At 71.6% G+C, this 21,913-nt stretch carries 17 protein-coding genes; 12 read left to right on the top strand and 5 right to left on the bottom strand.

From position 1 onward, the window contains the following. Positions 1–43 precede the first annotated feature (43 nt). From AB5J73_RS09100 to AB5J73_RS09090, 3 genes are all read right to left on the bottom strand, one after another. Positions 44–1,315 (bottom strand): exo-beta-N-acetylmuramidase NamZ domain-containing protein, encoded by a 1,272-nt coding sequence (locus AB5J73_RS09100; protein ID WP_370969260.1) that lies wholly within the window; start codon positions 1,313–1,315, stop codon positions 44–46. After that, complete coding sequence (locus tag AB5J73_RS09095) at positions 1,312–3,051, bottom strand: glycoside hydrolase family 3 protein (protein ID WP_370973028.1); 1,740 nt, start codon at positions 3,049–3,051, stop codon at positions 1,312–1,314. Before AB5J73_RS09095 ends, AB5J73_RS09100 begins: the two co-directional genes overlap by 4 nt. A gap of 658 nt (positions 3,052–3,709) precedes the next feature. Next, entirely contained in the window at positions 3,710–4,540 is an 831-nt protein-coding gene (locus AB5J73_RS09090; RefSeq protein ID WP_370969259.1) for an HAD family hydrolase, read from the bottom strand. Positions 4,541–5,099: 559 nt separating this feature from the next. On the opposite strand from AB5J73_RS09090, the gene ssd reads away from it, so the two are divergent. From ssd to AB5J73_RS09050, 8 genes are all read left to right on the top strand, one after another. Continuing rightward, positions 5,100–6,173, top strand: a complete 1,074-nt coding sequence (gene ssd / locus AB5J73_RS09085) for a septum site-determining protein Ssd (protein WP_370969258.1) — start codon at positions 5,100–5,102, stop codon at positions 6,171–6,173. Positions 6,174–6,650: 477 nt separating this feature from the next. Continuing rightward, complete coding sequence (locus tag AB5J73_RS09080) at positions 6,651–7,802, top strand: TadA family conjugal transfer-associated ATPase (RefSeq protein WP_370969257.1); 1,152 nt, start codon at positions 6,651–6,653, stop codon at positions 7,800–7,802. A 64-nt stretch (positions 7,803–7,866) separates the two neighbouring features. Beyond that, positions 7,867–8,625 (top strand): type II secretion system F family protein, encoded by a 759-nt coding sequence (locus AB5J73_RS09075; protein WP_370969256.1) that lies wholly within the window; start codon positions 7,867–7,869, stop codon positions 8,623–8,625. Next, on the top strand, positions 8,622–9,332 hold the full coding sequence (locus AB5J73_RS09070) for a type II secretion system F family protein (protein ID WP_370969255.1): 711 nt from the start codon (positions 8,622–8,624) through the stop codon (positions 9,330–9,332). Before AB5J73_RS09075 ends, AB5J73_RS09070 begins: the two co-directional genes overlap by 4 nt. Positions 9,333–9,356: 24 nt before the next feature. Further along, positions 9,357–9,533: a DUF4244 domain-containing protein gene (locus AB5J73_RS09065; RefSeq protein ID WP_370969254.1), complete on the top strand. Its 177-nt coding sequence runs from the start codon at positions 9,357–9,359 to the stop codon at positions 9,531–9,533. Then, positions 9,530–9,883 carry a TadE family type IV pilus minor pilin gene (locus tag AB5J73_RS09060; RefSeq protein ID WP_370969253.1) on the top strand — a complete coding sequence of 118 codons (354 nt, stop codon included), beginning with the start codon at positions 9,530–9,532 and terminating at the stop codon, positions 9,881–9,883. The genes AB5J73_RS09065 and AB5J73_RS09060 overlap by 4 nt, the downstream gene beginning before the upstream one ends. Then, complete coding sequence (locus AB5J73_RS09055; RefSeq protein ID WP_370969252.1) at positions 9,876–10,235, top strand: Rv3654c family TadE-like protein; 360 nt, start codon at positions 9,876–9,878, stop codon at positions 10,233–10,235. The genes AB5J73_RS09060 and AB5J73_RS09055 overlap by 8 nt, the downstream gene beginning before the upstream one ends. A gap of 504 nt (positions 10,236–10,739) precedes the next feature. Continuing rightward, positions 10,740–11,357, top strand: coding sequence for a bifunctional DNA primase/polymerase (locus AB5J73_RS09050; protein ID WP_370969251.1), 618 nt, complete (start codon positions 10,740–10,742; stop codon positions 11,355–11,357). An 84-nt stretch (positions 11,358–11,441) separates the two neighbouring features. Here AB5J73_RS09050 and AB5J73_RS09045 read toward each other — a convergent pair whose 3' ends face one another. After that, positions 11,442–13,856 (bottom strand): DEAD/DEAH box helicase, encoded by a 2,415-nt coding sequence (locus AB5J73_RS09045; RefSeq protein WP_370973026.1) that lies wholly within the window; start codon positions 13,854–13,856, stop codon positions 11,442–11,444. A gap of 349 nt (positions 13,857–14,205) precedes the next feature. Between AB5J73_RS09045 and AB5J73_RS09040 the strand changes: the two genes are divergently transcribed. The 3 genes from AB5J73_RS09040 to AB5J73_RS09030 all read left to right on the top strand — a co-directional run bounded on the left by AB5J73_RS09040 (position 14,206) and on the right by AB5J73_RS09030 (position 17,909). After that, a complete protein-coding gene (locus AB5J73_RS09040; RefSeq protein WP_370969250.1) occupies positions 14,206–16,470 on the top strand; it encodes a sodium-translocating pyrophosphatase in 2,265 nt (754 codons plus the stop codon). A gap of 260 nt (positions 16,471–16,730) precedes the next feature. Further along, a complete protein-coding gene (locus tag AB5J73_RS09035; RefSeq protein WP_370969249.1) occupies positions 16,731–17,207 on the top strand; it encodes a hypothetical protein in 477 nt (158 codons plus the stop codon). A 51-nt stretch (positions 17,208–17,258) separates the two neighbouring features. After that, positions 17,259–17,909, top strand: a complete 651-nt coding sequence (locus AB5J73_RS09030; RefSeq protein WP_370969248.1) for a hypothetical protein — start codon at positions 17,259–17,261, stop codon at positions 17,907–17,909. 18 nt (positions 17,910–17,927) lie between these two features. On the opposite strand, the gene AB5J73_RS09025 is transcribed toward AB5J73_RS09030, so the two are convergent. After that, positions 17,928–18,734 carry a serine protease gene (locus AB5J73_RS09025; RefSeq protein WP_370969247.1) on the bottom strand — a complete coding sequence of 269 codons (807 nt, stop codon included), beginning with the start codon at positions 18,732–18,734 and terminating at the stop codon, positions 17,928–17,930. Between the two features lie 298 nt (positions 18,735–19,032). On the opposite strand from AB5J73_RS09025, the gene topA reads away from it, so the two are divergent. Beyond that, complete coding sequence (gene topA, locus AB5J73_RS09020; protein ID WP_370973023.1) at positions 19,033–21,888, top strand: type I DNA topoisomerase; 2,856 nt, start codon at positions 19,033–19,035, stop codon at positions 21,886–21,888. The last annotated feature ends 25 nt before the right edge of the window (positions 21,889–21,913 follow it).

Genomic DNA, 21,913 nt, shown 5'->3' with positions numbered 1-21,913 from the left:
GTGGCCGCGGCGAGGACCTTCCTAGCACGCACGAGCTTCCCCCTCAGCGGTAGAGCAGGTAGTGGCGACGTCTGCGGTCGAACTCGGCGAGCTCGGCCCGCCAGGCCCCGGTGACCTCGTCGACGCCCGCCCCGGCGTCGATCGCGGTCCGCAGCCGGTCGGAGCCGGACAGCTTGTCGATGTAGTTGTCCGGGCGCCACGCGAAGACGTCCGGGTGCAGCGCCTTCGCCGTGACGAGCATGGCGACGGCCGTCCGGATCGCGTCGAAGGCCCGCGGGTCGCTCACGCTCAGCTGCACGCCACCGCAGGTCTGGTTGACGAACTTGCTGAACGTCGGCACGAAGTAGACCTCGCGGAACTTCGCGCCCGGCAGCGCGAGGTCCTCGAGCTTCTCGCGCCAGCGCCAGTCGAGCCCGGGCGCGCCGATGATCTCGAACGGCCGGGTCGTCCCGCGGCCTTCGGAGAACACCGTGCCTTCGAACATCCCGGTGCCCGGGTAGACGAGCGCGGTGTCCGGGGTCGGCATGTTCGGGCTCGGCAGCACCCAGTTCAGCCCGGTCCGCGCGAAGAGCGTGTCGCGCTGCCAGCCGCGGACCTGGACGACTTCGAGGCGGTCCAGCTTCACGCCGTCGCCGGGCAGGAACTCCTCGGCGAAGTAGCGGGCCAGCTCGCCGGCGGTCATGCCGTGCTGCTGGACGATCGGCTTCCGCCCGATCCCCGAGGCGAACTTCGGGTCGAGCAGCGGGCCGGCCGCCCGGCCGCCGATCGGGTTCGGCCGGTCGAGCACGACGAACGCGGCCTTGACCTGCGCCGCGGCCACCATCGCCGTGTAGAGCGACCAGATGTAGGTGTAGAAGCGCGCGCCGACGTCGGCGATGTCGAAGACGACGGTGTCGACGCCCGCCTTGGTGAACAGCGAAGCGAGCTTCGTCGCGTCGACGCCGTACGCGTCGTACACCGGGACGCCCGTGCGGGGGTCGGTGTAGTCGCCTTCGGAGCCGCCGGCCTGCGCGCTGCCGCGGAAGCCGTGCTCGGGCCCGAAGGCCGCGACCGGCTTGACGCCGGCCGTGACCATCGAGTCGACGATGTGGTCGCCGTTCAGCAGCACGCCGGTGGGGTTCGACAGCACCCCGAGCTTGCGGCCCTTGAGCGGCCGCCAGCCCTGTGCGGCCAGCTGCTCCGCGCCGGTGAGGACGCGGCCCTTTTCGGCTGGTTCGGCCTGCTCCGGCTGAGCGCCCGCGACAGCCGAGCCGCCCGCCAGGACCGGGACGGCGGCCGCGCTCGCGCCCAGGAAGTGGCGCCGGTTGAGCGTCACCAGGTCAGCCCGTGGCCGAACGGGTACTTGACGGTGCCCAGGTCGGCGCCCGCCGGGATGTCGACCGGCAGCTTCCCGACCGGCTTCGTCTCGCCGAGCACCACCTTGGCGAGCGCCTCCAGGGTCGGCGTGATGTAGCCGTAGGTGGCGAGCCAGGTCTTGACCGTGCTCGGGTAACCGGCGTCGTACGGGATCTGCGCGGCGACCGCGACGACCGGTTTCCCGGTGGCCTGGAGGGCGTCGAGCAGCAGGGTCTGCCGGGGGAACGTGGCGATGTTGTTGGTCAGGACGACCACCAGGTCGGTGTTCTCGGCGTTCGCGACGGCCTGCGCGATCTGCGCGTCCGTCGGCGCCTGGCCGGTCTGGTAGGCGGTCACCGCGGTGCCGTGGGCGGTCAGCTTCTGGGCGAGCGTCGCCGTCGAGGAGACGCCCCAGCCGGTGACGAGCGTGGTCGCGGGCTTCTGCTTCAGCGGCAGCAGGCCGGCGTCGTTCGCGACGGCCGTGATGCCGCGGTCGGCGATGTCCTGCGCCGTCGCGAGGCTCGCCGGGACGCCGACGGTCTTCATCACGCGGTTCGCGTCGACGAACGGCGAGAACAGGATGCCGCGCTTGAACTTCAGCTTCAGCACGCGCAGCACGCTCTGGTCGATCCGCCGCTCCGGGATGTCGCCGGTCTTCACGGCGTTGAGCACCGAGTTGATGGCGAGGTCGAGGTGCACCGGCATGAGCAGCTGGTCGATGCCGGCCTTGAGCGCGAGCACCGGGATCTCGGCGTCGCTGTGCAGCTGGCGCACGCCCTGCATTTCGAGGGCGTCGGTGACGACGACGCCGTTGTACCCGAGCTCGTCGCGCAGCTTCCCGGTGATGATCGGCTTCGACAGCGTCGCGGGTTCGAGCGACGGGTCGAGGCTGGGGAACTGGATGTGCGCGCTCATGATCGAGTCGACGCCGGCCGCGATGGCGGCCTTGAACGGCGGCACGTCGGTGGCCCGCCACTGCGCCTCGGTGCTGTCGATCCGCGGCAGCCCGGTGTGGCTGTCGGTCGGCGCGGCCCCGTGCCCGGGGAAGTGCTTGGCGGTCGCGGCCACGGACTGCTGGAAGCCCTTGAGCTCGGCGGTGACGAAGTCGCTGGCCAGACCGGGTTGGCCGGCGAAGGACCGCACGCCGATGACCGGGTTGGCGGGGTTCGAGTTGACGTCCGAATCGGGCGCGAAGTCCTGGTTGATCCCGACCGCGCGCAGCTCCCGCCCGAGGATCGTGGCGGCCTGGGTCGCCCGTCCGGTGTCCCGCCCGGCGGAGATGGCCATGGCGTTCGGGAACTCGGTGGCGGGCGCGCCCATCCGCGTGACGGTGCCGCCCTCCTGGTCGGCGGCGATCTGCAGCGGGATGTGCGCCCCGCTGGTGATGGCGGCCTTCTGCAGCCCGTTCGACAGCTTCGCGACCTGGACCGGGTCGTCGAAGTTGTCGCGCGTGTCGTTGTTGAAGTAGATGACGCCGCCGAGGTGGTACTTCCGGACCACCTGGGCCGGGGTGTCGACGCCGAAGTCGGTCTGGTTCTTCGGGTTCACCTCGTCGGCCGTCTTGCCGTTCACCCAGGTGATGAACAGCTGCCCGACCTTTTCCTCCAGCGACAGCCCCCGCAGCGCCTGCGTGGCGGCGGCCTCCGCCTGCGCGTCCGCGCTCATCCGCGGTGCGCTCGCCGCGGTCGCGACACCCACACCGGTGAACGCGAGCACCCCCGCGACGGGCAGGGCGAGCGCATGGAACCTCCGATTTCGGGTCGTCACGACCAGCCTCCCAGAAAGTTGCGGGCGCCCGGCGGACGTGAGAAGTCCACTCGGAGGCGCCAGTATCGGGAAGCTACTCACCGAATCCGTCGATGTCCATCGACCGACCGCACCAACGGAGCGTTCGTACCCGGATCGGTAGGAAAGTCGCCGTTCGCAAGGTGCACTTGGCCGAACGGGAACGGGGGGCGTTGCAAATAGACGAGGCGGCGCCCGTGGCCGAGGGCCACGGGCGCCGCCTGCAAGCGCGAACTTCTCGGGCGACCAAGCGTGCAACTCTGGTCGTACCTACATGGACTCGGCGTGTGGCGTCCCACTACGCAGTCCCTAGACGACGAGCCTCCCGCGGCGCGCTGCGCGTGGGTACCCGGAGTCCGCGCACGGAGGTTTGCCGGGGTGGAACAGGCTTCTCTTCTACCTGCTCCCTGGCCGACCGAACGTCCGCACCTACTTTCTACGCCGTGAGCCCGGTCACTTCAAGTGCGCGGATGGGTGCACCGGTACAGAGGCTGGATCGGGTGACACAGGCACCCTGCGCGACGGACAATTCGGGGCTGGGCCAAGCAAAGTGGCGGCCGTACGGCCGTGTGGGTGGCGGGCCGGGCGGCTACCGGGACCGACGGCGACGGCTGAGGCCGTACCAGGTCGCTCCGGCGGCCACCGCGCCGACGCCGAGGGCCACGATTCCCGCCGATCGGGTGGGGATCCGGGTCCGCAGCGACATCGGCCGGTCGAACGCCAGGATCGGCCAGCCGCGGTCGAGCGCCTCCCGCCGCAGGAGCTTGTCCGGGTTGACCGCGTGCGGGTGCCCGACCACTTCGAGCAGCGGGATGTCGGTGCTGGAGTCGGTGTAGGCGAAGCACTCGGCGAGGTCGTAGCCGTGCGTCGCCGCGAGCTGCTTCGCGGCGACGGCTTTGTTGGCGCCGTAGCAGTAGAAGTCGACCTCGCCGGAATAGCGGCCGTCGACGATCTGCATCCGCGTCGCGACGCTGCGGGTCGCCCCGAGCATTTCGGCGACGGGCGCGACGACCTCCTCGCCGGTCGCCGAAAGCACGATGACGTCGTGGCCGTCCGCGCGGTGGCGCGCGATCAGTTCCGCCGCTTCCGCGTACACGAGCGGGTCGACGACGTCGTGCAGGGTTTCGCGGACGATCGCCGAAACCTGGGCGACGTCCCAGCCCGCGCACAGCGCCGAAACCTCGGCGCGCAACCGCTCGGTCTTGTTCTCGTCGGCGCCGGCGAGCGAGAACACCAGCTGCGCGTAGGCGCTTCGCAACGCGGCGCGACGGTTGATCAAACCCTCCCTCAGCAAGGGTTTGCTGAACGCCAGCGCGCTCGACGAGGCGATGATCGTCTTGTCCAGGTCGAAGAACGCGGCCACCGCGTGCTCCGGGCCCGGCTTCCGGATGCGCGACGGCGCACTGCTCGGTTCGGCCACGTGCCCAGGATAAGAGCTTGATCGCGGCGCGTCCCGTTGATCCACCACGGACGCGCCGCACCGCCGGAAAATCCATGACAGGCAGGCACTTCCGGCGCGCCGTGCCGTTACCGAACTGTGTGCCTCGTCCGGCGCGCGAACCGGCGCCCGGCGGAGTTACAGTGAGGGAGCCCGGTGTCCAACCGGGCCGGTTCAGTCCGACCCCCCGGGGCTGAACCCACGGCGGCCCCCGTCCCTCCCCCCTGGCGGGGGCCGCCCTCTTACCTTCCGCTTACCTTCGCCGGTTTCCTTGTGGCCGGGCGGAATCCGCCTTCTCGGTGCGGCGGATCGTCGTCTGCGGCGGTTCGCGCCGCTTTCCGCCGCACGTGCGTCGCGGGTGGGCGCGATCCTGCCACAGCCCACCGACAAAACCGGTTCGCGAGCCCGTCCCTGGCGGAAGTTGTCCACAGCACCCGGGTTGTCCACAGCCCGCCGCCCGACCCGTTGTGCCCCGTGCCCCCGCCCGCGACGGTGGAAGCCGGGCCACCCACGGCCCGCACCGACGACGGGGGAGGAACGCATGACGGGGGAACGACCGCTGGTGGTCGCCGCGGACGAAACCGTGCTCGACGAGATACTGCGCGTGGCGGCGGTCGCGGGCTGCGAGCTCGACCGGGCACCGGACCTGACCGCGGCGCAGGGCCACTGGGCCCGCGCGCCCCTGGTGGTCCTCGACGAAGAAGCCGTGCGCCTGCCACCGGCGCTGCCCCGGCGCCGCGGGATCCTCCTGGTCTGCAAGGGCAGTCCGGGACCGGAGACGTGGCAGCACGCGTTCCGCGGCGGCGTCGAGCGCGTGATCTCGTTGCCGGACGAGGAGACCGAGCTGGCCGGCGCGTTCGCCGACGTCGTCGAAACCCCGGCGGAAGAAGCCGGCCTGGTGCTCGGCGTGGTCGGCGGCCGGGGTGGCGCGGGCGCATCCGTCTTCGCGGCGACGCTGGCACTGGCGGCCGACCGAGAGCCCGGCGGCGCCCTGCTGGTCGACTGCGACCCGCTCGGCGGCGGCCTGGATGTGTTGCTCGGCTTGGAAAAAGCCCCCGGCCCACGCTGGTCGGACGTACGCCTGACGGGCCGCGTCTCGCTGCCATCGCTGGCCGCGACCCTCCCACGGCGAAGGCACCGAGGCGGCAGCCTGCCGGTGCTGGCCTGCGGCCCCGAGGGCGAAGGCCCATCGGTCGAATCACTGTCGGCGGTCCTCTCCGCGGGCCGCCGCTCGGGCCGCACGGTGGTCTGCGACCTCCCCCGCACCCTCACCGACGCGGCCGCGGAAGCGGTTGCGGTGGCCGACCTGGTGGTCCTGGTGGTCCCGGTCGAGCTCCGCGCGTGCATGGCGGCGAAGCAGGTGTTGCGCCGCCTGTCGGAGCTGACGGCCCGAACCGGCGTCGTCGCGTGTGGACGGTCGAGCACCGACGCCGGACAGGCCCGAGCAGCAGGCCTCCTCGGCCCACCCCTCCTGGCCGCGATGCCCCCGGAGCGAGGCCTCCCAGCAGCAGTCGAGCGCGGCGAGTTCCCGGCCAAACCAACGGGCCCGGTAGCCAAAGCAGCAGCCCGAGTACTGACAGCAGCCCGCCGCGAAGCCCGGGCGGCCACCCGATGACCACCCCGACGAGGGTCGGCGACCTCTTCCTACCCACCCTCCTGACCCTGGCCACCCGCGGCCCGGCAAGCGCAAAGAGCTTCCTGACACTGCTGCCACCCCCACCACGGGCGGGCACCCGCGTCACGTTCCAGTCCGCCCCGCCACCGTCCCCGGCGCCGTTGCCGTCCCACCCACGGGCGGCGGGCACCCGCGTCACGGTCCAGGCCACCCCGCCGCCCTCCCCGGCGCTGTTGCCGTTCCACCCACGGGCGGCGGGCATCCGTGTCGCCGAAGTACCCCGGCGGCGCCCTCCCCGGCACTGCTGCCATTCCCGCCACAGCCGGGCACCCGCGTCACGGCCCAGGCCACCCTGCCGCCCCACCCGCGGACGGGCACCCGGGTCACGGTCCAGGCCACCCCGCCACCGCCCCCGGCACGCCTGCCGCCTCCACCAGCCCAGTCCACCCCGACCCACCCGACCAAGGCGGTGAGCCCATGACGACCGACTTCGTGGACCGCGTCCGCAACCGCCTCGCCGGCGACCGCCGTCAGGCCGACCCGGTCGCCGTCGCCACCGCCGTCCGCGCCGAGGCAGGCGGCGCCCTCGGTCACGACGCCGTCCTCGTCGCGGCCCGCCAAGCCCGCGACGAGTTCATCGGCGCCGGCCCGCTGGCCCCGCTCCTCGAGGACCCGGCGACCACCGACGTGCTCGTGACCGGCCCGGGCGAGGTCTGGACGGACGGCCCCGGCGGCCTCACTCGCACCACCGTCCGCTTCACCGACGAGGAAGCCGTCCGCAGGCTGGCCCAGCGCCTCGCCCTCGCCGCGGGCCGCCGCCTCGACGACGCCCAGCCCTATGTGGACGGCTGGCTCCCCGGCTCCGGTCCGCACGGCCGGATCCGCGTGCACGCCGTCCTCCCGCCCATCGCGGCGGCGGGCACCTGCCTGTCCCTCCGCGTCCTCCGCCCGGCAACGCACGACCTCGCGGCGCTCCGCACCCTCGGCGCGTTCGACGCGGAGGGCGCGAAGCTGCTGCAGACCGTCGTCACGCGGCGGATGGCGTTCCTCGTCACCGGCGGGACGGGCGCGGGCAAGACCACGCTCCTCGCCGCCCTGCTCGGCGCGGTCGACCCGAACGAGCGGATCGTCTGCGTCGAGGACGCCGGCGAGCTGCAGCCCGCGCACCCGCAGTTCGTCAGCCTGGTCGCTCGTCCGGCCAATGTGGAGGGTGCGGGCGCGGTCGGCCTGCCCGAGCTGGTGCGCCAGGCGCTGCGCATGCGCCCCGACCGGCTGGTCGTCGGCGAGGTGCGCGGCGCCGAGGTCGGCGCGTTGCTCACCGCGTTGAACACGGGCCACGACGGCGGCGCCTGCACGGTCCACGCGAACTCCCCGGCGGAGGTGCCCGCCCGCATCGAGGCACTGGCCGCACTGGGCGGCCTCGGCCGCGACGCCGTGCACAGCCAGCTGGTCGCGGCGATCCGCGTGGTCCTGCACATGCGACGCGAGGAGGGCGGCCGCCGTCGCCTCGCCGAGGTGGGCGTCCTCCGCACCGAACACGGCCGGGCCCGGGTGGTGCCGGTGTGGCGCGCGGGCCGCTGGACGATCGACCGCCACCTGTTCGCGACTTCGGGGGCGATCGCGTGCTGACCCTCGTGTGGTTACGAATTTCCTTGCTGGTCAACGCTTTCCCGCGCGAACCGAGGAGGCGCCGGTGATCACGGCGTGGCTCCCGCTGTGCGTCGGCGCGGCGCTGGCGTGCTGGCCGGCGCCGCCGAACCGGCTCCAGGCGGCGGTCGAGCCACCCACACCGATCCGCGTTCCCGACGTGTGGCGCGTCGTCCGGTGGCTGCTCCCCACTGCACTCGCCGGGCTGCTGGCCGGAGTAGGCGGCGCGATCGCCGCCGGCCTCCTGACGCTGGCGTGGCGCCAGGAGTGGCGTGCCCACCGGCGCGCCACCGCGGAGCTGGCGATGGCCGCGCACACCGCGACCGCGTTGCGGACGATGGTGGCCGAGCTGCGCTCCGGCGCCCACCCGGTCACCGCGGCGGAAGCGGCCGCGGACGTCGTCCCGGCGCTGGCGAACGACCTCCGCGCTTTGGCGACGGCGGCCCGCCTCGACAGCGGACTGCACGCACCGGCCCTGCCCGAACTGGCGGCGACCTGGACGCTCGGCAAGCGCTACGGCTTGCCGATGGCCGACGTCCTCGACGCGGCCCGCCGCGACGCCGAAGCGGGTCTGGCGCTCGCCCGCCGGATGCGCGCGAAGCTGGCCGGTCCCCGGGCGAGCGCGGCAGTGCTCACCGGCCTCCCGGCGCTGTGCCTGCTCCTCGGGCAGGCCATGGGCGCGGCCCCACTGTCCGTGCTGGCCGGGAGCACCCCGGGTCAGCTGCTGCTGATCGCCGGCAGCGTCCTGCTCTGGGCGGGAACGGCGTGGTGCCGCGCACTGACCGGACGGGCGCGCGTCCGATGAACGCGGCCGCACTCGTACTCGTCGCCTCGGCCCTGCTCATCTGGCCGGACGACACCGCAGCACGACGCTTCGACCAACCGCAGCTCGCACTCGCCCGCAAATGGCCACGAGCGATAGGTCCGGTCGCGACGGCGTTGGGTGGCCTGTCGACGGCGGTGCTGGTCGGCGGAGTGGCCGGGGGGACGCTGGGCGCGACGGTGACCGCCACCGGCTGGTGGGCGATCCGCCGCACCCGCCGGCCACGCGCGCCGACGACGGACATCGCGACCAGGCTCCGGCTCGCGGGAACGCTCGACCTCCTGGCGGCCTGCCTGCGAGCCGGGCTACCGGTTCCTTCGGCGCTCGACGCCGTCGCCGACACCGCGCCTGCCGAAGCGGGCGAGGCACTGCGCTCGACCGCCGGCCTCTTGACCCTCGGTTCCCGCCCGGAAGAGGCGTGGGAACCGGTGCGCACCACCCCAGGCCTCGCCGAGCTGGCGGGCGCGGCCACCCGGACGTCCCGCTCGGGCGCGGCCTTCGCGACGGCGGCCGCCGACCTCGCCGTCCGGTTCCGCGACGAACTGGCCGCGGAAGCGGAGGAACGCGCCGAACGGGCCGGGGTGGCGCTCGCCCTGCCGGTGGGCGTGTGTTTCCTGCCCGCCTTCTTCTGCCTGGGCGTATTGCCGGTCGTCCTCGGCCTGGCCGGCCACCTCGGCCCGCTCTTCTGACCACCAGTACTGAAGGGAAGACCCATGCGCGCGTTCAACCGCCGCCCCCGCTCGGACGACGGCTCCACGACCGTCGAATACGCGATCGTCACCGTGGCTGTCGCGGCGTTCGCCGCTGTCCTCTACGCACTGCTCACCGGGGACTCGGTGGTCTCGTGGCTGACGAACCTGGTCATGAAGGCGCTGACGGTGCCGTCATGACCCGCCGCGACGAAGGCGCGGTGACGGTCGAAGCGGCCCTCGGCTTGGCCGGCCTGACGGTGACAACGGTGCTGCTGGTAGCGGCCCTGACGGCCTTTACGAGCCAGCTCCGCTGCACCGACGCGGCCCGCGAGGCAGCGAGGCTCCTCTCGAGAGGCCAACCTGAACAAGCAGCGGCGGCCGTCCACCAGATCGCCCCCACGGGCGCGAACCTCACCATCGACCAGACCGGCGATGCGATAACGGTGAAGGTGACAGCCCAACCAGCCGGCGGCCTCCTCCCGGCAGTCCACCTGAACGCGACGGCCTACGCGGTAGCCGAGCCGGGCACCAGGACCGAAGATGGCTGACCCCCGGTCGGACAGCGGAGCGGCCACGATCTGGACAGCACTGGCCGTGGCCGCGCTGACGAGCGTGACCACCCTCGGCATCTGGCTGGGAGCAGCAACGATCGCCCGCCACCGAGCCGAGACGGCAGCCGACCTGGGAGCCCTGGCGGCGGCTTCCCACGCGGCGGAGGGGCCGACGCGGGCCTGCGAGCGCGCGAGGTGGGTCACCGACCGGATGGGAGTGAAGCTCCTGACGTGCCGATGGCAACGCCTCGACGCCCTGATCGAGGTCGAGTCCCCGACCGGCGGCCTCGCCGGCTTCCCCGGCCCGTCAGCTCGCGCCCGCGCCGGCCCCACCGGCCAGCCCCCGTGACGCGCCGGCTGGCCAGTGGGTGGCCAACCTCGGCCGACCTCCGCTCGGCGAGCGGAGGTGTCCGCCACCCGCCCGGCGGCGGCAAGCGGGCCTTGCCGCTCGCCGCGCCGACCGGTCGGTATGCGGCGATGACCGGCTGTTCGTCTGGACCTCACGATGAGCGGCTCGTCGTCACGGGCAGCGGTCGTTGATGCACGGCGAGCGGTCGAACACCCCGCTCACCTGGGCCGAACAGCGGCGCCGCGGCGACCGCCCGTCCGGTGCGAGGGCGGCCTGTCCTGGGGATTCGCACGACGAACGGTCCGTCCGCGGTCGCCGTTCGCCGTCGATCCGTGCCGTCGGATTCGGTCGGGGCGTAGAGATCACTGGGCGTTCATCGCCTCGTAACCACCGGTTGTCGCGCGGGGGTTCCGGGCAATGTGCAACTTGCCGTTAAGTGAGATGTGCGACACCACGGCAGGGTCCAGCGGGTCGCGGAGAACCGGAACCTAAGGCAGGAAGACAATGTTGGACGCGAATTGGCCGGACAGCTGGCGAGGTGCCTTCCGCATCGAACTGCGGGCGGAGGCGATCGGACTCGCCTGGCGTGGCTGGCCGGTGCTCCCGGGCGTCAACCCCGCTCCGCTCGCCGGCGGCGACGACCTCACCTGGCGCCGTCCGGTGCCGGCGAGTGAAGCCTGGCGCGAGCAGATCGGCACCCACGCCCATGAGGTCGCCACCTGGTTCTCCGACCGCACCCACAGCCTGCTCGTCGCGACCGGCACCGTCCTCGACGCCATCGAGGTCGACGACGAACTCGGCAAGCGTGCCTGCCGTCTCCTGCGCGCCCTCGGTCACCCCGCGCCGATCATCGCGCTGCCGAATGGCCGTTGGCTCTTCCTGACCACCGTCGCCGACCACGTGCCGGCCGAGCTGGCGTCCCGGGCCGGCATCCAGTGGCACGGCAAGGACAGCTACATCCCGCTACCGCCGTCGCCGTTCCAGCACGGGGTCGTGCACTGGCGCGTCAAGCCCGAGGTCTGCGGCTGGCAGCTGCCGGACGCCGCCGAGGTGCACGACGTTCTCGTCCGTGCGCTGGCCGGTGCCGAAGCCGCGCAGCTGGTTCAGACCACCGCGGCCTGAACCACCCGAACCACCGCCCGCGGCCGGTCCCAGCCCGGTCGAGGCGGAGCAGGACACAACTCCATGAACCACCAAGTGGCCGTTCTAGCTCCCGTGTTGACGCAACGCCCCGAGCACGGTTTCCAGAACGGCCACCGCACCCGCCTTGTCCAGCGGATCGTTGCCGTTCCCGCACTTCGGCGACTGGACGCAGGACGGGCATCCCGTCGGGCACTCGCAGGAGACGATCGCCTCCCGCGTTGCGGCCAGCCACGGGACAATCGCGGCATAACCGCGTTCGGCGAATCCCGCACCCCCGGGATGGCCGTCATGCACGAACACCGTCGCCTCCCCGGTGTCGTCGTGCCACGCGGTACTCACCCCGCCGATGTCCCACCGGTCGCACGTAGCGAACAGCGGTAGCAGGCCGATCGCCGCGTGCTCGGCGGCATGCAGGGCACCGGGGACCCGTGCCGGAACCAATCCGGCACCCCCCGGTGTCCTGCCACCCTCGCGAGCGGGCCCCCGACCGCTCGCCAGGGTCTCCTCCCCGGTCCCCACCGGCCCCGCAGATTCGGTCCCCACCCGATGGCCCCCGGTCCCCGCCACGCCATCGGCCGAAGAGCCGCCGAGCAACTCGGCGGAAACCGTGTACCAGACCGCCCGTGTCCGCAGGCTCTGCTCCGGCAGGTCGAGCGGCGTGTGGTCCAGTACCTCCCCGGACGGCCGGCGTCGCAGGTACCCGACGACCTGCGACGTCACGGCCACCTCCCCGAGGCAGACGCTCACCCCGCCGAAGTCCTGCTTCTCCTGGGTGCTCAGCACCGAAATGTCCACGATCTCGCGCGGTGTCGTCGTCCAGTCCGGGTTTTCCGCGTGCACCAGCGCCAGCCCGGTCTCCAGGTCCAGCTCGTCGACGACGTACGACGACCCCTGGTGCAGGTACACCGCGCCGGGGTGGACGGCGAAGCACGCCGAGCCCGGGTCGACCGTCCCCAGCATCCGGCCGGAGTCCGATTCGACGACCGCGATCTGCTCGCCGCCCGTCCCGCGGATCCCGACCTCGGCGTGCGGCCGGTCCCGCGAAGTCCAGTACCAGCCGCTCGACCGCCGCCGCAGCAGCTTCTGCTCCGCCAGTTCGGCCAGCACCTCCAGCGCCGCCGGGCCGCCGAACACCTCCAGCTCGGAAAGCGTCAGCGGCAACTCGGCCACGGCGCACGCGAGCTGCGGCGCCAGCACGTACGGGTTCGCGGGGTCGAGCACCGCCGTCTCCACCGGCCGCTCGAGCAGCGCCGCCGGGTGGTGCACCAGGTAGGTGTCGAGCGGGTCGTCCCGCGCGACGAACACCACCAGCGCGGAATCACCGGAGCGGCCCGCGCGCCCGGCCTGCTGCCAGAACGAAGCGAGCGTGCCCGGGTAGCCGGCCAGCACGACCGCGTCCAGCCCCGCGATGTCGACGCCCAGCTCCAACGCGTTCGTCGTCGCGACGCCCAGCAGCCGCCCCGACAACAACGCCGCCTCGAGGGCGCGACGCTCCTCGGGAAGGTAGCCGGACCGGTACGCCGCAACGGTTTCCGCCAGTACCGGGTCCACTTCGGACAGTATGCGACGCGCGCCCAGCGCGGCCAGTTCCGCACCGCGCCGCGACCGGATGAACGCCAGCGACCGCGCCCCTTCGAGGACGAGGTCGGCGAGGATCCGTGACGTCTCGGCACCCGCCGACCGCCGGACCGGCGCGCCGTTCTCCCCGGTCAGCTCCTCCAGCAGCGGCGGCTCCCACAGCACGACCGTGCGGGCTCCGCGCGGAGAGGCGTCGTCCGTCACGGCGACGCACGGCACCCCCGTCAACCGCGAAGCGAACGAAGCAGGCGAAGCCGTTGTCGCCGAAGCGAGCACGAACACCGGCGAAGCGCCGTAGTGCTCGGCCACCCGCCGCAGCCGGCGGAGCAACAAGGCGACGTGCGAGCCGAAGACGCCGCGGTAGCTGTGGCACTCGTCGACCACGACGCAGCTGAGCCGCCGGAAGAAGGTCGCCCACCGCCCGTGCGCGGAGAGGATGCCGCGGTGCAGCATGTCCGGGTTGGTGAACACCCAGTTCGCGTGCGCGCGCACCCAGTCGCGCTCCGCCATCGGGGTGTCCCCGTCGAACGACGCCGCCCGCACGCCCGGGACGTCCAAAGAGGACACCGACCGCAGCTGGTCCGCGCCCAGCGCCTTGGTCGGGGACAGGTACAGCGCGTTCGCCTTCTCGCCCGCGGCCAGCCGCGACAGCACCGGCAGCTGGTACGCCAGCGACTTGCCCGACGCCGTACCGGTCGAAATCACGACGTGCCGGCCCTCGTACGCGTGCGAAGCCGCTTCGGCCTGGTGTGCCCAAGGAGCCGAAACGCCGCAGTCACGCAGCGCAGCGACGACCGCCGGATCCGCCCACGTCGGCCACTCTGCGTAACCCGCCGCGCGCCCCGGGAGGTCCGCTACGTGCGTGACCGGGTTCTCGCGCGAAGGGGTGCCGGCGGTCACCCGCCCCAGCAGCCGCCGCCCTCGTGAGTCCTCCACCAGCCGAGCTTCGCACAGGGGTCCGACAGTTCTCGCATCCCCAACTGCGCCAACGGATCGGCGAAAGGGTGATCGATCAAGTGAGGAGGCTCACAAGGTAACGGAATGTGCCGTCACCGGGACGGCGTGAAGACGCTGGTTGCGATACCAATACACTCCCGCAATCCACACCCTCTGTGGTGAGCGTCATGTGAGACGTGCATTGCGTCCCGGCTAGCGTGTCGCTCGGTACAGGGTCCATGCCAGCGTCGGCCGTGTCGAACCCTCGGCTTGCCGTCGGCGCTGGCGATCGGCGACGTCTCCTGGAGGACGAATGTCACGGCAATTCCTCGCGGAGGGCGGAAACCTTCCGTTCTCCGGAGGTGACTACACGATTGTCGGTGTAGTCGCCGTGGTCGCGCTTGCCGCACTCGTCATCGGCTACGTCCTGCTCAAGGAGGTGCTGGCCGCAGGCCAGGGCACCGCCAAGATGCAGGACATCGCCAAGGCGGTGCAAGAAGGCGCGGCTGCATACCTGAAGCGGCAGCGGAACACCCTCGCCATCTTCGGCGTGGTCGTGTTCCTCCTGCTCTTCGTGCTCCCCGCCGACGACTGGAGCGAGAGGATCGGCCGTTCGATCTTCTTCCTGGTCGGCGCGGGCTTCTCGTTCACGATCGGCTACCTCGGCATGTGGCTGGCCACGCAGGCCAACCTCCGGGTCGCCGCCGCCTCGCGTGAGGAAGGCGGCCGCGAGAAGGCGATGCGCGTCGCGTTCCGCACCGGTGGCGTCGTCGGCATGATCACCGTCGGCCTGGGCCTGTTCGGTGCCGCGATCGTCGTGCTGGTCTACACCGGCCAGGCGCCCAAGGTGCTCGAGGGTTTCGGCTTCGGCGCCGCGCTGATCGCGATGTTCATGCGTGTCGGCGGCGGCATCTTCACCAAGGCCGCCGACGTCGGCGCGGACCTGGTCGGCAAGGTCGAGCAGGGCATCCCGGAGGACGACCCCCGCAACGCCGCGACCATCGCGGACAACGTGGGCGACAACGTCGGTGACTGCGCCGGCATGGCCGCGGACCTCTTCGAGTCCTACGCCGTCATGCTGGTCGCCGCGCTGATCCTGGGCAGCACCGCCTTCGGCGTGCACGGCCTGCTCTTCCCGCTGATCGTGCCGGCCATCGGTGTCATCACCGCCGTCATCGGTGTCTACATCACCAAGGCGCGCGCCGGCGAAGGCGGCCTGGTCACGATCAACCGCTCCTTCTACATCTCCGCGGTCATCTCCGCCGTCCTGTCGGCGATCGCGGCGTTCACGTACCTGCCGAGCAGCTTCTCCGGCTTCGGTGGCGCGTTCGCCGGCACTTCGGGCAACCCGGCGGTCATCGCGACCGTCGCGGTGATCATCGGCATCGTGCTGGCGGCGGTCATCCTGAAGCTGACCGGTTACTACACGGGCACCGAGTACAAGCCGGTCAAGGACGTCGGCCAGACGTCGGAAACCGGTGCGGCGACGGTGATCCTGTCCGGCATCTCGATCGGCTTCGAGTCCGCCGTGTACACCGCGCTCGTCATCGGTGCGGCCGTCTTCGGCGCCTACCTGCTGGGTGGCACCGTCGCGCTATTCGCCGTGGCACTGGCCGGCACCGGTCTGCTGACCACCGTGGGCGTCATCGTCGCGATGGACACCTTCGGCCCGGTTTCGGACAACGCGCAGGGCATCGCCGAGATGTCGGGCGACGTCGACGAGAAGGCCGCGCAGATCCTCACCGAGCTCGACGCGGTCGGCAACACCACCAAGGCCATCACCAAGGGCATCGCGATCGCCACGGCGGTCCTCGCCGCGACGGCGCTGTTCGGTTCGTACTCCGACGCGATCGCGAAGGCGAAGGGCGCGGTCGGGGAGGTCATCGGCGACATCGTCAGCCCGCCCACGCTCGTCGGCGTGATCATCGGTGCGGCCGTCGTGTTCATGTTCTCCGGTCTCGCGGTCAACGCGGTCTCCCGGGCCGCCGGCGCGGTCGTCTACGAAGTGCGCCGCCAGTTCCGCGACATCCCGGGCATCATGGAGGGCACCACCCGCCCCGAGTACGGCAAGGTCGTCGACATCGTCACGCGCGATTCGCTGCGCGAGCTGACGACGCCGGGTCTGCTGGCGGTCATGGCGCCGATCGCGGTCGGTTTCGGGCTGGGCACCAGCGCGCTCGCCGGCTACCTGGCCGGCGCGATCGCCTGCGGCACCCTGATGGCGATCTTCCTCGCCAACTCCGGTGGCGCGTGGGACAACGCGAAGAAGTTGGTGGAAGACGGCAACCACGGCGGCAAGGGTTCGGACGCGCACGAGGCCACCATCATCGGTGACACCGTGGGCGACCCGTTCAAGGACACCGCCGGACCGGCGATCAACCCGCTGATCAAGGTGATGAACCTGGTCTCCGTGCTGATCGCGCCCGCCATCGTGCAGCTCACGTTCGGTGACAGCGCCAACACCGCGGTCCGCATCATCATCTCGCTGGTCGCGGTCGCCGTCATCGTGGTGGCGATCGTGGTCTCGAAGCGCCGGGGAACGGTTCTTTCCGACACCCCGACGGAGATCAAGGCCTGACACGCAACCGTTCCCGGGCCCGGCACGCAGCGTCGCGTGCTGGGCCCGGGGCGTGTCGGGGCATCCCACACAGGCACGGCGACTTGCGAAGCGGCACCGAGTCGGTACCGTCGGCCCTTCCGGGACGTCGTCGAGCAGGAGGTGTTCAGGTGCGGCCGCGGTCAACCGTCTTCGCCGCCCTAACCACGACGATCACGATCGGCCTCGCCGGGTGCGGGCAAGCAGCCACGCAATCCCCGGCGCGCGACCAGGGTCTGTCGGTGACGACCGTGGTGCCGCAGGCCGATCCGGCGGCGAGATGGGCGGACGGCTACTGCGGCGCGGTGACCCACCTGGTCCGCGCGCTGGCGGAGTTGCCCACCGTCGACCCGAGCACGCCCCAGCAGGCGTCCCGGACGTCCAGCGACCTGCTTTCCTCGGTGGTCGGCGGGCTCGACCAGAGCCTCGCCGGGCTGACCGCGCTCGGCGCGCCACCGGTGCCGTCGGCGGACGGCGGCCGCGCGGACGTCATCGGGCAGTTCACCGAGATCCGTGAGCAGGCCGAACAGGCGCGTCAGCGCATCGACGCCGTCCGCGGCGACGCGACGGCGACGAAGGCCGCCCTCGGCGAGGCCAGGGCGACGCTCGACCGCATCGACGCGCTCGACTACCTCAAGGGCCTCAAGGACGTCCCGGCCCTGACGGCGGCGGAGCAGCGCGCGCCGGCGTGCCGCCAGCTGGATCAACCGCCTGGCTGAAGATCGCGCCGAGGTCTGCCGCGAATCGAACTTGTGTTCTAGTATGGCGCGGTGGATCGGACGATCTCGCTCTTCTCCGCCGAGGCCAGCGGGCCGGGCCTGGGCGACCTGGCCGGCCTGTTGTGCTGCCACGGCCAGATCACCGGCTTCGGGCGCACCGCCGCCCGGTTGTCGGTGGTCGTCGAGGAGCCGTGGCGCGCGCACGTCCTGGCGCGCGAGTTCCGCTGCCGCGGCGCGGACGCGCAGGTCTCGAAGGCCGACTGTGGCCGCCCGCAGGTGCGCACGTCGTTCCGGGTCGACCTGCTCCCGCTGGCGCTGCGGTGGCTGCGTGAGGGCTGCGCGGGCCCGGTCGAGGACGACTCGGGCAAGGCGGTGCCGGACGGTTTCCGGCTGAGCGGCGCGATGCTGCGGATGTGGGCGCTGGCCAGTGGCCGCCCCGGCACGCAGGGCTACCTGCTGGGCGTCGACCCGCTCGCGCCGACCATGCACGAGCGGCTGGTCGAGGCGCTGACGCCGTTGGGGGTCGCGGCGAAGCTGACCGGCCCGAAGGCCGAGGTCCCGGCCGTCAAGGTCACCGGAAAACGCCGCTTGGAGGCGCTGCTGGAACTGATCGGGGAGCCGCCGCCGGGCGCCGAAGCGGCGTGGCCGGGCGCGGAGCCGCTGCCGGTCTCGCACCCGGAGGCCGCGACGAGCACGGCCTGACCGGGTGCGAGAGCCGCGTCAGGGCCGGGGCAGCGTGCAGCCGGCCTGGGTGAGCGCGATTTCGTTCGCCGGCGTGAGGCAGGCGGGGATGCCGTAGGTCTCCTGGCCGTAGTTCGTCTTGTAGTGCACCGTGACGTTCCCGGCCTGGTCGACCTCGCACGGGTTGTTGTCCGTGCAGCGCGCGCCGTCTTCGTTGCCGGTGTTGTTCACGCCGACGACCTTGCCGCCGGAGACGATCGGCGAGCCCGACGTGCCGCCGATGGTCTGGCAGGCGGACGTGTAGCGGATCGAGTCCTTCCAGGTCCAGCTGCCCTCCTTCAGCCGGTACACGAAGCCGTCGATGTTGCAGGAGTAGATCCGCTTCCAGTAGCCGGACACGACGTCGATCGCGGCGCCGGCCGTCGGGTGCGCGTTGGACAGCTCCAGCGGCGAGATCCCGTAGCTCGACTTGATCTGCGCGTAGGTGGTGGTGAGCTGGTAGAGCGACACGTCGGTGTCGGTCATCGTGCCGTAGACGATCTTCTTGGCGCGGAGCGTCGCGGTGTTGCCGCCGCTGGCGTTGAGCAGCGTGAAGGTCCGGCTGGACGAGCGGTTGGTGATGACCTGCCCGGGTGCCGGGAAGCCGGTCTCGAGGCAGTGGCCGTTGGACATGACGAGCGCGGGGGCGGTGTCCGGCGTCGCCGCCGGCTTGACCACCGAACCCGAGCAGTTGGAGAGGGCTACCGTGCCGGCGAAGTTCGCCGCGGCCGCGCTCGCCGGAGTGGTCCCCAGTAATACTGTGGCGGTCGCGGCGGTGAGCAGGGCGCCCAGGAGGCGTCGGGTCATGGCGGATCCTTTCGGCTGGACGGGGAAACCAGTGAAGCGGTGACGTCCCCGGGCCCACCACCGTCGAACGGAGGGTATCCGGACGGTCACGCGCTAGGCTGCGCGGGACGTGGCCGAAATCACGTGGCGGGTACGTTGGGGAAACATCGCCGAGGTCAGCGGCGATGCGCTGGACACAGGAACGGCGGCGTGTTGGGTCACCTCCGCGCCGTCCGGGCCGGGACAGCGTGCACACTGGCAGGTCGAAGACGCGGGCCCGACCCCTCAGGGCAGGGCCTGGTCCCGGTCGCGGGACGAGATGAGCGGAGAGCAGGACAGCGTGGCAGGAGCACGGACCAAGAAGAACGGAGCCTCGGCGGACAACGGCGCCGGGCACCGGCGGCTGGTCATCGTCGAGTCGCCGACGAAGGCCCGCAAGATCGCCCCCTACCTGGGCGGCGGTTATGTCGTCGAGTCCTCCGTCGGGCACATCCGCGACCTGCCGCGTGGCGCTGCCGACGTGCCCGCCCAGTACAAGGGCGAGGCCTGGGCGCGCCTCGGCGTCGATGTCGACAACGACTTCAAGGCCCTCTACGTGGTCACCCCGGACAAGAAGTCCAAGGTGACCGAGCTCAAGGGGCTGCTGAAGGACGTCGACGAGCTCTACCTCGCCACGGACCCCGACCGCGAGGGCGAGGCCATCGCGTGGCACCTCCTCGAGACGCTGAAGCCGAAGGTCCCGGTCCGCCGGATGGTCTTCCACGAGGTCACCGAGCAGGCCATCCGCGCGGCCGCCGACTCGACCCGTGAGCTGGACGCCGACCTCGTCGACGCCCAGGAGACCCGCCGCATCCTCGACCGCCTCTACGGCTACGAGGTCTCGCCGGTGCTGTGGAAGAAGGTCATGCCGAAGCTGTCGGCGGGCCGCGTGCAGTCGGTGGCGACCCGGATCGTCGTGGAGCGCGAGCGCGAGCGGATGCGCTTCACCTCGGCGTCCTACTGGGACATCTCGGCGACCATGGACGCCGGCGAAGAGGCTTCGCCGCGGAACTTCCCGGCGCGGCTCGTCGCCGTCGACGGCGCGCGCCTGGCCACCGGCCGTGACTTCGGCTCCGACGGGCAGCTCAAGGCGTCGAACACCGAGGTCCGCGTGCTGGCCGAGGCTGACGCCCGGCGCCTGGCCGACGCGCTGAAGCAGCGTGATTTCAAGGTCTCCAGCGTCGAAGAGAAGCCGTACACGCGGAAGCCGTACGCGCCCTTCATGACCTCGACGCTGCAGCAGGAGGCGGGCCGCAAGATGCGGTTCACCTCGGAGCGCACGATGCGGATCGCGCAGAAGCTGTACGAGAACGGTTACATCACGTATATGCGTACCGACTCCACGACGCTGTCGGAGTCGGCGATCTCGGCCGCGCGCAGCCAGGCCACGCAGCTGTACGGCAAGGAGTACGTCTCGCCGTCGCCGCGCCAGTACACGCGCAAGGTCAAGAACGCGCAGGAAGCGCACGAAGCGATCCGGCCGTCGGGCGAGGTCTTCCGCACGCCGGGCCAGGTCGCGAGCGAGCTGGACACCGACGAGTACCGCCTCTACGAGATGATCTGGCAGCGCACGATCGCGTCGCAGATGGCGGACGCCAAGGGCACCACGATGTCCGTGCGCATCGTCGGCAACGCGGCCTCGGGCGAGGAGTGCACCTTCGCGGCTTCGGGCCGCACGATCACCTTCGCGGGCTTCCTCAAGGCGTACGTCGAAGCCGTCGACACCGAGACCGGTGGCGAGGCCGACGACAAGCAGAGCCGCCTGCCGGTGCTGGAGAAGGACCAGGCGCTCACCGCCGCGGACCTGAACCCGGACGGCCACACCACCTCGCCGCCGGCGCGGTACTCGGAGCCGAGCCTGGTCAGCAAGCTGGAAGAGCTGGGCATCGGCCGCCCGTCGACGTACGCGTCGATCATCAAGACCATCCAGGACCGCGGCTACGTCTGGAAGAAGGGCTCCGCGCTCGTCCCGTCGTGGGTCGCGTTCGCCGTGATCGGCCTGATGGAACGGCACTTCGAGCGGCTGGTCGACTACGACTTCACCGCCGGCATGGAGGACGAGCTCGACCGCATCGCGGCGGGCAACGAGCAGCGCGCGCAGTGGCTGTCGAAGTTCTACTTCGGCGGCGACATGGGCGTCGACGGCTCGATCGGCCGTCTGGGCGGGCTGAAGAAGCTGGTCGAGGGCAGCGTCGAGGACATCGACGCGCGGGAGATCAACTCGATCCCGCTGTTCAGCGACGAGAACGGGCACACCGTCGTGGTCCGCGTCGGCCGCTACGGGCCGTACCTGGAGCGCGAGGTCGACGGGAACTCGCAGCGCGCGAACCTGCCCGAGGACCTGCCGCCGGACGAGCTCACGCAGGAGATCGCGGAGAAGCTGTTCGCGACCCCGCAGGAAGGGCGGTCGCTGGGCACCGACCCGGTGAGCGGGCACGAGATCGTCGCCAAGGAAGGCCGCTTCGGGCCGTACGTCACCGAGCTGCTGCCCGAGATCGAGATCCCCGAGGACGCCACGGCCGCGCAGAAGAAGGCCGCCAAGGCGAAGGCGCCGAAGCCGCGCACGGGCTCGCTGTTCAAGTCGATGGACATCGAGACCATCGACCTGGAAGACGCGCTGAAGCTGCTCTCGCTGCCGCGCGTGGTCGGCAAGGACCCGGAGTCCGGCGACGAGATCACGGCGCAGAACGGGCGCTACGGGCCGTACCTGAAGAAGGGCACGGACTCGCGGTCGCTCTCGACCGAGGACCAGCTGTTCTCGATCACCGTCGAGGAAGCGCTGAAGATCTACTCGGAGCCGAAGCAGCGCGGCCGGTCGGCGACCGCGAAGCCGCCGCTCAAGGAGCTCGGCGAAGATCCGGTGTCGAAGAAGCCGATGGTGGTCAAGGACGGCCGCTTCGGCCCGTACGTGACCGATGGCGAGTACAACGCGACGCTGCGGAAGGGCGACGAGATCGAGTCGCTGACCGCGGAACGCGCGTCCGAGCTGCTGGCCGAGAAGCGGGCGAAGGGCCCGGCGCCGAAGCGGAAGGCGCCGGCGCGGAAGCCGGCTTCGACGACGGCGAAGACGGTCAAGGCGGGCACGACCAAGAAGGCCACCACCGCCAAGCGATCCACCGCGACGAAGACGAAGTAGCACGTCAGGAAGTCCGTGAAGGCCT

This window comes from Amycolatopsis sp. cg9 (assembly GCF_041346945.1).
Classification (GTDB): domain Bacteria; phylum Actinomycetota; class Actinomycetes; order Mycobacteriales; family Pseudonocardiaceae; genus Amycolatopsis.
This window is presented reverse-complemented; position numbering and strand designations above follow the sequence as displayed.